Source organism: Bacillus sp. ZY-1-1, assembly GCF_003047165.1.
GTDB classification, from domain to species: Bacteria; Bacillota; Bacilli; order Bacillales; family Bacillaceae; genus Bacillus; species Bacillus velezensis.
The window spans coordinates 846,982-859,999 of record NZ_CP027061.1; the positions used below are offsets into that span (position 1 = coordinate 846,982).

The window sequence follows — 13,018 nt, forward strand, 5'->3', positions numbered from 1 at the left end:
GATTTTTATTTAGGGAAGCGAAATAAAAAAGAAAAGGAGGAGATACGATTGAAAAAACTCATAACCGAGGAGGACATTGCGTCACTCGTATCCGTGACAGACCCGCAATATGCCCCTGACGGCAGAAGAGCCGCTTACGTCCGGACAACAGTCAATCATAAGCGTGATTCCTATTCCTCAGCCATTATGGTATATGACACAGAATCCGGCATCTCAAACCCGTGGACTTTCGGGGACGATAAACATACAAGTCCGCGGTGGTCGCCTGACGGTCGGCGCCTCGCCTTTGTTTCTGACAGGGAGGACGGCATCCCTCAGCTGTACATCATCGACGCTGCCGGCGGAGAGGCGGAACAGGCTGCCGATATTCCTTGGGGCGTATCAGATCCGATATGGGCGCCCGACGGCAGATCCGTGCTTGTGTCCGTCAGTCTGACATCAGCGGAGCGCGCCGATGAGAAAGAAAAAAAGAAGCATGACGAGTATGAGCCGGTTGAGATTCAATCATTAACATATAAACGTGACGGGAAGGGCCTGCTGAACGGAAGCCGGACACAGCTTGTGCTGATTCATCTTGAAACGGGGGAGATTCAGCAGCTGACGGATCATGAAGCTGATCATTATGGCGCGGCCTTTTCACCGGATGGCAGGCAGCTTGCGTTTACCGCCAATTTATGCGAGCCGGGTGACGCCGGAAAGCCGAGCGATGTCTATCTGATGAATCTGGCGGACGGAAGCCTGAAGCAGATTACGCCGCACCGCGGTTCTTTCGGTTCCTGCGTGTTTTCACCGGACGGTTCTTATATCGCGATGCTGGGCCATGAGAATGAATTTCGCAATGCGACTTTAGAGAAAGCGTGGCTGTACGACGTGAAAACTGAGCGGCTGTCCTGCCTGACCGACATGCTGGATGTTCATTTGAGCGATGCGCTGATTGCGGATTCAATCATAGGAGGAGTGACGCCCCGGCCGGTATGGACAAACGACGGGCAGGGCTTTTACGTTCTCGGGAGCGAGCAGGGAAGCACCGGTATTTATTATATCTCGATTGACGGCCTCGTATATCCGATCCGATTAGAAGAAGAGTACGTGAACGGTTTTGCTTTTCATCCTGATCAGAAAAGCTGTATCGCTGTCATTGCCAAACCCGCACAGCCTTCCGAGCTTTACAGCATTTCACTTGAAAATGGGGAAGAGAGGCAATTGACATTTTACAATGATCGGTTTATAGAGGAGCGTATCATATCCGTGCCGGAAAAGCTGCAATATGAAACAAAGGACGGGCTGACGGTAAACGGCTGGTTTTTAAAGCCTGCCGTTTTTGAAGAGGATCAAACATATCCCCTCATTCTATACATACACGGCGGGCCTCACATGATGTACGGCCATACGTATTTTCACGAATTCCAAGTGCTGGCCGCACAAGGATATGCTGTCGTGTATGTCAACCCGAGAGGAAGCCACGGCTACGGACAGGATTTTGTCAATCGTGTCAGGGGTGATTACGGAGGCGGAGATTACCGTGATGTCATGCAGGCGGTGGATGAAGCCGTTCAGGCGTATCCGTTTATAGACAGCGGCCGTCTCGGTGTGACGGGCGGAAGCTACGGAGGGTTTATGACGAATTGGATTGTCGGACAGACAGGCCGTTTTAAAGCTGCCGTCACGCAGCGTTCTATTTCAAATTGGTTCAGCTTCCACGGTGTCAGCGATATCGGCTTCTTTTTTACCGACTGGCAGCTCGGACATGATTTGTTTGAGGAAGCGGATAAGCTTTGGGATCGTTCTCCTGTAAAATATGCATCCCGCGTTTCGACGCCGCTTTTGATCCTGCACGGTGAGCGAGATGACCGCTGTCCGATAGAGCAGGCGGAGCAGCTCTTTACCGCATTGAAGAAACTGAACAAAACGACGTCGTTCATCCGATTTCCGAAAGCTACGCATGAGCTGTCGAGAAGCGGCCATCCCGAACAGCGGATGAAACGCATCCGTTATATTTGTTCATGGTTTGATGACTATTTGTAAAAATAAAAAAACCAGGCTGTCATGCAGCCTGGTTTTATGATTAAAATACTTGTTCTACTTCAACGACACCCGGTACTTCTTCAAGAAGGGCGCGTTCAATTCCGGCTTTCAGCGTAATCGTTGAACTTGGGCAGCTGCCGCATGCGCCAAGGAGGCGAAGCTTTACAATGCCTTCGTCTACATCAACAAGCTCACAGTCACCGCCGTCACGAAGCAGAAACGGACGTAATTTATCCAATACTTCCTGTACTTGCTCTTTCATTTCAACCTCAGTCATGAGATTCGCTCCTTTCATATACATAAAACCATTATATTCACAGTAACGGTAAAAATCTAATGTTTGGTTTGCAAAGCTGCTTTCTCCATTATAGCATATTTAAACTTGAACATAAAAACCGTTTTTTATACAAAAGCTGCCCCGTCCTTTGTATACTGGTGTAAAGGGGATGATATACATGACAAAGCCGGTTACGCTCAGTGTTTACGGCGCTGAAACGCTTTGCGCAAGCTGCGTGAATATGCCGAGCGCCAAAGATACGTTTGAATGGCTGGAGGCGGCGCTGAAACGGAAATACCCGGAGCAGCCTTTTAACATGCGGTATATTGATATTGAGGCACCGCCTCAGCAAAAGGAGACAGAAGAGCTTGCGGAGCGCATCAAGAACGATGAATTTTTCTATCCGCTCGTGCTGGTGGAGGATGTCATTGTGGGGGAAGGGAATCCGCATTTAAAAGATATATATGAAGAAATGGAAAAGCGCGGCTATGTGGCGGGCTCTTAAAAATGGCCGCTGATCGCAATCAGCGGCTTTTTTCTTATCAGCCGTTATGATGCTTGTACATCCATAAAAGGCCTGATTTTAATAAACGGGGCACACGCCCGATGAGCGGACGGTCGTTGACAAGACCGAAGCCCGCTTTTTTTCCGAGTGAACCGAGGACGCCTTTCAGCTTAAATTGCGGCATTGTTTCCGGCAGCTCTTCATTGTTCCAGCGTTTCAGGAGGATCTGCACAATTTGTTCCGCCTGCGCTTCAGCCAGCTGGGCGCTCGGCGCATGCGGCAGGCTCGCGCAATCACCGACGACGTAAACATGCTCATCGCCCGGAAGATTGTGATGCGGTGTTAAAACGATGCGGCCTTGCGGGTCTTTTTCAGCGTCCAGTTCTCTGACGGCTTTATTCGGCTGAATTCCCGCCGTCCACACGATGGCATCGGCCGGTATTCCTTCATCATGATTATAAACGATGCCGTCTTCCACTTTTGTAATATTCGCATTATTGATAATGGTGACGCCGTGTTCTTCAAACCATTTCTGAACGTACTTGCTGAGTCTTTTCGGAAAGCTTGATAAAATCAGGTCGCCCCGGTCAAATAACATAATCTTCAGATCGTCACGGCTCTCTCTTAATTCACTGGCAAGCTCCACGCCGCTTAATCCCGCTCCGACGATAGCGACAGATGCATTGGCGCCGAGGTTGTTCAGCTTTTGATAGGCTTCGCGTGACTGATCAATGGTCTGAATGCTGTAAGTATGTTCCGGCGCGCCGGGCACGTTATGATACTTATCCTCACAGCCCAGTCCGATCACCGCGTCATCGTAAGAAATCGGTTCGCGGTCATGAAACAGAACCTGTTTGTTTTTCGTGTCGATGGAAGCCACCTCACCGTACTGAACATCCAGATTCGGATGCTCAGGAAAAGACACCCTGATATGATGATCAGAAATCGTGCCGGCTGCGAGCGCATAATATTCTGTTTTTAAGCAGTGATACGGGTTTCTGTCAATCAGCGTGATGGATACATCTGACGGAAGCTGGTTCGGCAGTAAGCGGTGCAGCACCCGCATGTTTCCGTAACCCCCGCCGATCAAGACCAATTTTTTCATAATGATTCCCCTTTTGCCCGAAAAATATGGTAGTCAATATTGTTACAAAATAACGAACTATGTAAAATAACATCTAGAATTATATCGAATTTGATCTAAAACCACAATAATAGTTTTAAAATAACCTACAAATTGACCAGAAAACACGCAATAGTAAAACCTTTAACCTGAATTAATATGTTACGATAACATTGAGCGTGAAACCGGATCTTTGACGAATAGAGGAAATTCCGTTAGGATAAGGTACATATGTGAGGTGAAACCGCATGAATCCGATGATTGAATTCTGTGTCAGCAATTTAGCGCGCGGTTCCCAGGAAGCACTTGAGATCTTAGAGAAGGATCCGAACTTGGACGTGCTTGAGTACGGCTGTTTAAGCTACTGCGGAAAATGCATGGAGTCCCTGTTCGCCCTGGTTAACGGCGAAGTGGTCACGGGGGGCACGCCTGCTGAGTTGGTTGACAACATATATACATTCATAGAAGAAAATCCGATGTTTTAATCAGAGGCTCCGAACGGGGTCTCTTTTTTATTGCGCCCGGGTTTTGGCAAAATAAAAAATTTGTAGACAGCAAAAATAAATATTGTTATCTTAATAAAGACTTTTTTTAAATAAAATTTTAGAGGTGGATTCATTGAATATCGTTTGGGGGCTGCTCGGGGCAGTTGCTATATTAGCCATTGCTTTTTTGTTATCAGAGAAGAAAAGCAAAATTAACCTGCGAACCGTCATTGTGGGTTTATGTTTACAAATGGCCTTCGGATTCATCGTATTAAAGTGGGACGCCGGCCGGGCCGTATTTTTATGGTTCTCAAGCCGTGTGCAGCTTCTCATTGATTATGCGAACGAAGGCATCAGCTTTATTTTTGGCCCGCTGTTAAAAGTGGGCAGCAGCCCGGCTTTCGCGCTGAGCGTTCTGCCGGTCATTATCTTTTTCTCAGCGCTGATTGCCGTTTTGTATCACTTGAAAATCATGCAGCTCATCTTTCGCGTCATCGGAGGCGGACTGTCAAAACTTCTTGGGACAAGCAGAACGGAATCGCTTGCGGCGGCTGCGAATATTTTTGTCGGACAGTCTGAATCACCGCTTGCCATTAAACCGCTGATTGCGGGATTGACCCGTTCCGAGCTGTTTACGATTATGACGAGCGGCCTTTCGGCTGTAGCGGGTTCGACGCTTTTCGGTTACGCCCTGTTAGGCATTCCGATTGAATACCTGCTGGCGGCCAGCTTTATGGCGGCTCCCGCCGGTCTCGTGTTCGGAAAAATGTTAATACCTGAAACAGAAAAAACGCAGACGATAAAAGGCGATTTTAATATGGACGAAGAAGGCGAAGGCGCCGCTAATGTGATTGATGCAGCGGCAAAAGGCGCGTCCACGGGCCTTCAGATTGCTCTGAATGTCGGCGCCATGCTTCTTGCGTTTGTCGCGCTCATCGCCGTAGTGAACGGAATTCTCGGCGGAATCGGCGGCTGGTTCGGTTTCAAACATATTACATTAGAATCCATTCTCGGTTACGTGTTTTCACCGATCGCATTTGTAATCGGCGTTCCTTGGCATGAGGCGCTCGGAGCGGGAAGCTATATCGGACAGAAACTTGTGCTGAATGAGTTTGTCGCTTATTCAAACTTCGGTCCGCATATTGCGGACTTTTCTAAAAAAACGTCTACGATTATCAGCTTTGCGCTGTGCGGATTTGCCAACTTCTCTTCGATTGCGATTATGCTCGGCACACTGGGCGGTTTGGCCCCAAGCCGCCGTTCGGACATTGCGCGCCTCGGATTAAGAGCGGTTATTGCGGGAACACTCGCAAACCTTCTCAGCGCGGCGATTGCCGGCATGTTTATTTAGTAAACGATAAAAGCTCCCTGCATATGCAGGGAGCTTTTATGTATGAAAAACGGGGGATATTTGTATTGTGTCCGAGGGGAAGAGCTTTTATACTAAGTAAAAGAAAAAAAGTTGGAGGCCGATATGAATTCATTCCGTTTTACCAAGATGCACGGTCTTGGAAACAGTTATATATATGTAAATCAATTTGAAGAACAGCTGCCGGAAGAACGGCTGGCTGAGATTGCCGTTAAAGTGTCCAGCATTCACACGGGCATCGGCTCTGACGGAATGATCCTCATCTGTCCGTCAGAAAAAGCGCCGGTCAAAATGCGGATTTTTAATAATGACGGCTCAGAAGGGAAAAATTGCGGCAACGGCCTTCGCTGTGTGGCAAAGTATGCATACGAACATAAGCTGACAGAAGAAACGTCCTTTTTCATTGAGACGCTTTCAGGCCTTGTGAAAGCAGATATTACGGAAGAAAACGGGATTGTGCGTGAAGTCGCCGTCGATATGGGCGAACCGCGCCTCACCAAAAAAGAGCTGCCGATGCACGGCAATGAAGATGAACGGACGATCGATGAAACCTTTGTTTTTGGAGAAACGGAGCTTTCCGGAACAGCCGTATCAATGGGAAACCCCCATATTGTTTTTCCGGTTGCGGATATTAATCAAGCGCCTCTTACAACGCTCGGTCCCGTCATTGAAAAAGACCCGAGATTTCCGGAAGGCGTCAATGTCGAATTTGTGGAAACCGTCAGCGCCGATGAACTTCATTTCCGCGTATGGGAACGCGGCTCCGGCATTACACAGGCTTGCGGAACGGGCGCCTGTGCGGCGGCTGTTGCATCCGTATTGAACGGTGTTTCCGAACGAAACCGGGATATCACCGTTCATTTAGCGGGGGGCGATCTTGTGATTAATTGGCAGGACAACGGGCACGTGCTGATGACGGGACCCGCCGAAACCGTATGCAGCGGCGTCTATTATTTGTAAACAGCTCGTTTGAGAAATACGCTCCTCAAGGTTTATAATAGATATCAGCATCCGTTTTTAAAAAAGGAGGTCTACCTATGAGTGTTCCAGTAACTATTACTGAAGCAGCGGCTTTGCATATAAAAGATATGATGAAAGAGCATGAAGAAGAAAACGCGTTTCTCCGTGTGGGCGTAAAAGGCGGCGGCTGCAGCGGCCTGTCTTACGGAATGGGATTTGAGCACGAAAAAGGCGAAAAAGACAGCATGTTTGAACAGCACGGAATCACCGTTTTGGTTGACAGCGAAAGCCTTGATATTATGACCGGCACGATCATTGACTTCAAACAGTCCATGATGGGCGGCGGTTTCACCATTGACAACCCGAATGCCATCGCTTCCTGCGGCTGCGGATCTTCTTTCCGCACGGCCAAAAACGCCGGTACGCCGGAAGAGTGCTAAGGGTCAGCCCGCCATTCTCAGGGTGAAAAAATAGGACGTCTTTCTTTTCGATGGCGCTTGCACCATTGTTAAAAAAGGCGTTTATCTGTTTAATAAAAGCAAAACCCGCTCAACAGAAGCGGGTTTTGCTTTTTCAAAGAGGCTATTCAATTGTATGTTTCATCGCATTGTACATATTTGCCGTATGTTCATCGGCTTTATCCCGTGACATGCGCAGCCGTTCCGCTGAAGAACCGTAACCGATTTCTAGTTTGCCCTCTTTCAGTCCTTTAAAAATCCCATCAGCGAATTCATCCAGCGGTTCTCCTTGAGTATGCAGCCCTGCTCCGCCTAAATCTGTATTCACCGCCGGAGGCGCAACTTCAATCACTTCTACAGATGAATCAGAAAGCTGATGTCTCAGACTCATTGTAAATGAGTGAAGCGCCGCTTTCGTTGCTGAATAGATCGGTGCAATGGCAAGCGGTGTAAAAGCCAATCCCGAAGAGACGTTAATGACAGCCGCATCTTCTTTTCCGGCAAAAAACGGAGCGAACAGCATAGACAGGTGGAAGGGAGCTTCAATGTTCGTTGTGATTTCTTTATTAAAATAGTCCCAATTGTCCTTCGCGTCCGCTTTCAGCACATGAAAACGTTGTTGAATCCCCGCGTTGTTTACTAACACATTCACTTCCGGATAATTTTCTTTCACCCAATCAAACAGTGATATACGTTCAGATGGAATGCTCAAATCACTGACATAGGTAATAAGATCCGGGAATGTTTCCTTTGCTTTTTGAAGAGCGTGCTCACGCCGTCCGGTCACGATGACTTTATTTCCCGCTTTTAAAAACCGTTCTGCGAAAGCCAATCCTATTCCGGCATTTCCGCCTGTGATCAGTATTGTATTTCCCGTCAGTTTCATATTAACTCCTCTTTTCCGATTGTTTTTACTTCAACAAACTTACGTCTCTTGAACAGAGCTTTTGATATAAGCCTTTGTCATTGACGACATTTCATCCAGTACTGACCGCTTGTGTCTCCTCATCATGTCAAGCCGGAGTTTAATAGGACTCTCTCCTTCAATTACCCAATCAATATATTGCTTAAAGCCTTTGATGGTCATGCGGGTATTTTTTAAACAAATCACGATTTCAAGGAGCGGCATTTGATCTGCTGAAAATAACCGCCGGCTGGCTTCATCACGTTCAATCAGCGGCAGCAGTCCCTTTTTTTCATAATAACGTAACGTTGATTCTGTCATATTACACTTTGCTGCTGCTTCACGAATTGAACAACATGTCTTCGAAAGACCTCCAACAGTATTTTTTCCTTGTCACTGGGTGATGATACGACTTAAACCATGTTTTAAGTCAATAAAAAAAATGTGATGAATTCAGACATATGTCACAAAAGGAAATGGGCAGATTTTCAATAGGTTTAGGAGTGACGGCCTTCACAAAAATCCTCAAATCAACGGTTCAAATCATACTATTTGCAAATTCGAAAAAAAATAAAGGGTATATAGAATCAAAAAATCTGAAAGATGTGCTCTTAGTCAACACGTTCTAAAGTCATATTTTTCGAAAGGATATTGATTTTTTGATAGGAATAAACTAAATTGTAAAAGTATAGAATAGTTAATTTATTTTGTAAGAAAAGGATGATAATATGATAGGTCAATTGAGCAGTAAAAAAATATTTTTAAGTTCTTTTTTCATCATTTTGATCTGTTCATTACTCTTCCAATTCAGTATTTCCGATAAAGTTCTGCAGTCGTATTATTCTTCCGTCGGAGAAAGTACCTACGATATCGGGGAGAAAAGTGTTCGTACGATTGTCATGTTTCTGCAAGGGTTTATGATCTTCACAACTTTTGTGGAAATTCTGATAGGCGGATTTCTGTTATTCGTTGCCGCTTTTATTCTCGGTACAAAAAAACCGAAAAAAATATATTTGCTTCTATATACACTGACTTCTTTAATTTCGGCATTTAAAATGTTGATTCTTTCAGTTGTTAACTACTTAACGGCTGATTCCTCGCTTATATATTCTGCCGGCGGCACCAGCTTGAGTCTGCAGCTGCTGGATCCATTTCTGCTCATATCAATTGCGGCTCTTTATGCTGCCGCAGGAAAACTGACCGATCTCAGTAAAGGCAAGAGAATCATTTTGACTGGATGTTTTGTTTTATTAAAACTCTTTACTATTTTCTTTAATTATTTTATGGCGGATAAAATTTAGCTCGGGAGAGAGTCAATTAAGCTGAATTTTATTATAAATTAAAAAAACAGAGTAGGGAGATGTTATGATGAACTTAGTAAAATCTAATAAAAAGTCTTTCATTTTGTTTGGCGCGGCTCTTGCTGCAGCAACATTGGTTTATGCACTATTATTAACGGGAACTGAATTAAACGTGGCGGCGGCTCATGCATTCTCAGCCAATGCTGAATTAGCTTCGACTCTGGGCATCTCTACAGCAGCAGCTAAAAAAGCAATTGATATTATTGATGCGGCATCAACAATTGCTTCTATCATTTCTCTCATCGGTATCGTTACAGGCGCAGGCGCGATTTCTTATGCAATCGTTGCAACAGCAAAAACAATGATTAAGAAATACGGCAAAAAATACGCAGCTGCTTGGTAAAATCGACCAATAAATAATTGCTCTTTTTGTACAAGCTGCAAAAAGAGCCTCTCTCCCAAATACATATGTAAGGATTGAAAGTATGATAGTCAAACAAATTGCGGCTCTTATCAAATATAATACCCTGTCATCGTTTCGAAAAAGAAAGGAAGATTGGGGCATTCCTCAACTCAACAGCAAACTGCTGTCTGCCATTATTATTTCTCTGTTATGTTTATATCTCGTTTTCCTGGGATGCGGTGTTGTATTCGGGACAAAACTGATTCAGCTGCCCCTCAGCGCATGGGGGCAATTTGTTTTAATCGCCGTTTCACTTGAGCAGCTTTTTTGGGCTGCCGGCTTCTTTAAAGAACATCACAATGCCTTTCTGCTGGATACGCGCAAGGTCATTCATCAATTAAAAAAGGTGCGTTTTTTACAGCTGTTTTCTGTTTTTGCCGGCCAGGCGATCAAAAAAACCATTTTCGTATGGTATCTTTTTGTTTTTCCGGTCTTTTTGTTTTTATCAAGCGCAGGCATGACCGGGTCTGCGGCGATCATCGTATTTTTCTTGGGCTTCGTTTATTTTCTTCTCAATTTATTTTTATCTATGCTGTTTTCTTATGTTGTTTATCTTCTTACAAATATATGGAGCAAATTGTTTTACTTGAAAATCCTGAAAGGCATTTTATTCAGCGTCAGCCTGCTGGTTCCGCTTGCAGTCGGGTATGCCGTTTATCTTCTCGTGTTTGGGGAGTATACCGCAAAGGATATTTCAAGCTTTACGGAGTCACCGGCTTTCCGGAACATCCTCATGAATACGCCGTATGTATGGTTAGCATTCCGCTCACATTCCGTGCTCGTTTTCGCTGCGGTGTTTGCGGCCGCCGTCCTTTTAACGGCGGGGATGTTTAAACTGTGGTCGGCCACGCTGAAGAAAATGGACCTTATTCCTTATATGTTTTTGACAAACGCTGATTTTGCGCCAAAGCTGAAATTATATAGAAATAACAAAATATTTCATGCCGTTTTTCAAAAGGATCTGCTGTTTTTATCGAGAATTGACGGGTTTTTTATCAGGAACTTCGGCAGTATGCTGTATTTGTTCATGCTGTTTTTAGGTTTTTGTATTCCGCTTCTATCGCATCACTTTATCGGGTATTCGGCAGCCGCCATCGTGTCTGCGGCGGTTATCATTGCGAACTTTTCGTATCAGCTCGTCGGAGATGCGCTCAAAACAGTATTATCAGTTGACGGGGAAATAAAAAATCAGCATCTGTTTCACCGGAATATCAAACATGCGTGGCAGCTGGTGTTTCCGAAAGTATGTATTTATAATCTCGCCGCTCTTATCTATTCGTTCATCATTACCATTTTGATTACGGTGTTTTTTCCGTCTTCCGCGGCGCTGACGATTTACCTGTTTATTGTGTTTTTATGTTCGGGTTTTTTATACAGTCTTGTCCAGATTTCAAGCACCGCCCTGTATCCTAAGAAAAACTGGGAGCATCTGTACGAAATTGGAGAAGCGGGGAAAGCAAAGACGTATAACAACTTATACAGTTCTTTCATTTTCATTGTGTCGCTTCAAATCGCTGCGATCACGTCGTATTTTATCTATAAAAAGCCGGAACTTGAAACGATGCTTATTCATTCTGCATCAGGTATTTTTGTCCTGTTCACACTATTAAACTATGGAGTCATGTTTCTGTTTCTTCGCAGAATCAATATGGCGGAAAGGTTTGCGAACAATGATTAAATTAGTGAATATACAAAAAAACTATAGTGAAAAACAGGTATTGAAAGATATTTCGTTTGAGGTGAAAAAAGGCTCAATCTATGCTTTGCTGGGGACTAATGGAGTCGGGAAAACAACGACTTTGAAAATCATTTCGGGCCTGCTTAAACCGACTTCAGGCCGCGTCATGATTGACGGCAAGGAACTGGATTCAGAAGAGGGGGGGCAAATATCGGCTGATATCGGTTTTGTGCCCGACCATGCCTTTTTGTATGATTATTTAACGGGAGTCGAATACTTGCGCTTTACAGCGGAGATGTTTCAAGTTCCGTCTCAGCGGACAAATGATTATATAAAGAATATGTTGGAGACGCTGAAGCTTTCTCAAGACGGAAATCAGCTGATTAAAACTTATTCACATGGAATGAAACAAAAATTATCAATTGCGGCAGCGCTCATTCATCAGCCAAAGATATTAATTCTTGACGAGCCGCTGACGGGCATTGATTTAATCAGCGGTAAAACGATACGGACGTTATTAAAGGAGTACGTCAAGCAGGGAAATACAGTCCTGTTATCGACTCACCTGCTGGAGCTGGCGCATTCGCTGTGCGATACGATCGGTATTATACATGAAGGCGTTTTTGCGGCGGAGTATCAGTCATCCGAGCATTCATTAGAAGAGATTGAAGAATTGGCTGAGCGTATCTATACATGATGAACCGCATGTTGCCGGCAATCAGAACGTCCGCCATTCCGTTAACCGCGTCAGTGCTGTTTTTTTCAGGCGGTGTGATCGCTGCGTTTTTTTCCGATCACTTTGTTTCATCAGCGTCTTACAACGGCTCGTCAGGCGCGGTTGAACTGCTGAAAAACAATGCAATCGCTTGTCTGTTTTTAGCCGCGGGTTTTTTTACCTTTGGGTTGACCTCAATCTTTTATTTATTCACCAATGGGTTTATTTTAAGCGGCTCTATTATAGAAAATCTGCATAGCGGGGTTCCTTTTTATCAGATTTTTTTACTGCTAATTCCTCATGGTATATTTGAAGTTCCTGCGTTATTATTAAGTGGCGCCATTGGTTTTAAGGGCGTTGAATTGGTCATCAGGCTGTGTTTTTCTAAGGAAAAAAAGATAATGGCTTCAATGTTCAGGCATATTGGAATATTGGTGCTGCTTATTATTTGTCTGCTGATCGCCGCTGCCGTTATTGAAGCTTACATCACACCAATTTTTAAGTAAAAGGGGCAGAAATCATATGAGAAGTAAATTATCATTAATCGGTGTGCCGATTGTTATGATTATCGGTTATATCATTTCTTTATCCTTTGAGTGGCTGTTTCCTGTTCTTACTTTTGGGGTGGCAGGACTATATCTCTTTATATTTGCTCCGGTGCAAAATAAATTCATTCGTTACATCTTTTTGTTTATTTTTGTGATTAATCTGTTAGCCAGTGCGGCTCTTTATTTCGGTATTTAATAAAAAAATGA

The 13,018-nt window shown here is 44.7% G+C and carries 16 protein-coding genes; 12 read left to right on the forward strand and 4 right to left on the reverse strand.

Going from position 1 to position 13,018, the window contains the following annotated elements; translation table 11 throughout:
* The first annotated feature begins 48 nt into the window (after window positions 1-48).
* Window positions 49-2,025, forward strand: a complete 1,977-nt coding sequence (locus C5I45_RS04420) for a S9 family peptidase (protein ID WP_094760616.1) — start codon at window positions 49-51, stop codon at window positions 2,023-2,025.
* A 40-nt stretch (window positions 2,026-2,065) separates the two neighbouring features.
* Here the strand turns inward: C5I45_RS04420 and C5I45_RS04425 are convergent, their stop codons facing one another.
* On the reverse strand, window positions 2,066-2,401 hold the full coding sequence (locus tag C5I45_RS04425) for a NifU family protein (RefSeq protein ID WP_169510385.1): 336 nt from the start codon (window positions 2,399-2,401) through the stop codon (window positions 2,066-2,068).
* A 79-nt stretch (window positions 2,402-2,480) separates the two neighbouring features.
* Between C5I45_RS04425 and C5I45_RS04430 the strand changes: the two genes are divergently transcribed.
* Complete coding sequence (locus C5I45_RS04430; RefSeq protein WP_003151957.1) at window positions 2,481-2,807, forward strand: YuzD family protein; 327 nt, start codon at window positions 2,481-2,483, stop codon at window positions 2,805-2,807.
* Between the two features lie 37 nt (window positions 2,808-2,844).
* On the opposite strand, the gene C5I45_RS04435 is transcribed toward C5I45_RS04430, so the two are convergent.
* Window positions 2,845-3,912, reverse strand: a complete 1,068-nt coding sequence (locus C5I45_RS04435; RefSeq protein ID WP_003151959.1) for an NAD(P)/FAD-dependent oxidoreductase — start codon at window positions 3,910-3,912, stop codon at window positions 2,845-2,847.
* A gap of 266 nt (window positions 3,913-4,178) precedes the next feature.
* Between C5I45_RS04435 and C5I45_RS04440 the strand changes: the two genes are divergently transcribed.
* The 4 genes from C5I45_RS04440 (at window position 4,179) to C5I45_RS04455 (ending at window position 7,184) form a co-directional block, all read left to right on the forward strand.
* Window positions 4,179-4,415 (forward strand): YuzB family protein, encoded by a 237-nt coding sequence (locus tag C5I45_RS04440; protein ID WP_007408721.1) that lies wholly within the window; start codon window positions 4,179-4,181, stop codon window positions 4,413-4,415.
* 133 nt (window positions 4,416-4,548) lie between these two features.
* Window positions 4,549-5,766 carry a NupC/NupG family nucleoside CNT transporter gene (locus C5I45_RS04445; RefSeq protein ID WP_024085753.1) on the forward strand — a complete coding sequence of 406 codons (1,218 nt, stop codon included), beginning with the start codon at window positions 4,549-4,551 and terminating at the stop codon, window positions 5,764-5,766.
* Window positions 5,767-5,889: 123 nt separating this feature from the next.
* Window positions 5,890-6,744 (forward strand): diaminopimelate epimerase, encoded by an 855-nt coding sequence (dapF, locus tag C5I45_RS04450; RefSeq protein ID WP_014305744.1) that lies wholly within the window; start codon window positions 5,890-5,892, stop codon window positions 6,742-6,744.
* A gap of 77 nt (window positions 6,745-6,821) precedes the next feature.
* Complete coding sequence (locus C5I45_RS04455) at window positions 6,822-7,184, forward strand: HesB/IscA family protein (RefSeq protein ID WP_003151967.1); 363 nt, start codon at window positions 6,822-6,824, stop codon at window positions 7,182-7,184.
* A 142-nt stretch (window positions 7,185-7,326) separates the two neighbouring features.
* On the opposite strand, the gene C5I45_RS04460 is transcribed toward C5I45_RS04455, so the two are convergent.
* Together C5I45_RS04460 and C5I45_RS04465 are read right to left on the reverse strand one after the other, a co-directional pair.
* Window positions 7,327-8,088: an SDR family oxidoreductase gene (locus C5I45_RS04460; protein WP_015387769.1), complete on the reverse strand. Its 762-nt coding sequence runs from the start codon at window positions 8,086-8,088 to the stop codon at window positions 7,327-7,329.
* Between the two features lie 39 nt (window positions 8,089-8,127).
* On the reverse strand, window positions 8,128-8,454 hold the full coding sequence (locus tag C5I45_RS04465) for a MerR family transcriptional regulator (protein ID WP_224979408.1): 327 nt from the start codon (window positions 8,452-8,454) through the stop codon (window positions 8,128-8,130).
* Between the two features lie 380 nt (window positions 8,455-8,834).
* Here C5I45_RS04465 and C5I45_RS04470 point away from each other — a divergent pair, with 380 nt between their 5' ends.
* The 6 genes from C5I45_RS04470 to C5I45_RS04495 all read left to right on the forward strand — a co-directional run bounded on the left by C5I45_RS04470 (window position 8,835) and on the right by C5I45_RS04495 (window position 13,007).
* On the forward strand, window positions 8,835-9,407 hold the full coding sequence (locus tag C5I45_RS04470) for a hypothetical protein (protein ID WP_015387771.1): 573 nt from the start codon (window positions 8,835-8,837) through the stop codon (window positions 9,405-9,407).
* Window positions 9,408-9,474: 67 nt separating this feature from the next.
* Window positions 9,475-9,810 carry an uberolysin/carnocyclin family circular bacteriocin gene (locus C5I45_RS04475; protein ID WP_003151973.1) on the forward strand — a complete coding sequence of 112 codons (336 nt, stop codon included), beginning with the start codon at window positions 9,475-9,477 and terminating at the stop codon, window positions 9,808-9,810.
* 82 nt (window positions 9,811-9,892) lie between these two features.
* Window positions 9,893-11,548: a hypothetical protein gene (locus tag C5I45_RS04480; RefSeq protein WP_003151974.1), complete on the forward strand. Its 1,656-nt coding sequence runs from the start codon at window positions 9,893-9,895 to the stop codon at window positions 11,546-11,548.
* Complete coding sequence (locus C5I45_RS04485) at window positions 11,541-12,245, forward strand: ABC transporter ATP-binding protein (RefSeq protein WP_003151975.1); 705 nt, start codon at window positions 11,541-11,543, stop codon at window positions 12,243-12,245. Before C5I45_RS04480 ends, C5I45_RS04485 begins: the two co-directional genes overlap by 8 nt.
* Entirely contained in the window at window positions 12,242-12,769 is a 528-nt protein-coding gene (locus C5I45_RS04490) for a stage II sporulation protein M (RefSeq protein WP_003151976.1), read from the forward strand. Before C5I45_RS04485 ends, C5I45_RS04490 begins: the two co-directional genes overlap by 4 nt.
* Window positions 12,770-12,785: 16 nt before the next feature.
* Window positions 12,786-13,007, forward strand: coding sequence for a DUF5970 family protein (locus C5I45_RS04495; protein WP_003151978.1), 222 nt, complete (start codon window positions 12,786-12,788; stop codon window positions 13,005-13,007).
* Window positions 13,008-13,018: the final 11 nt, after the last annotated feature.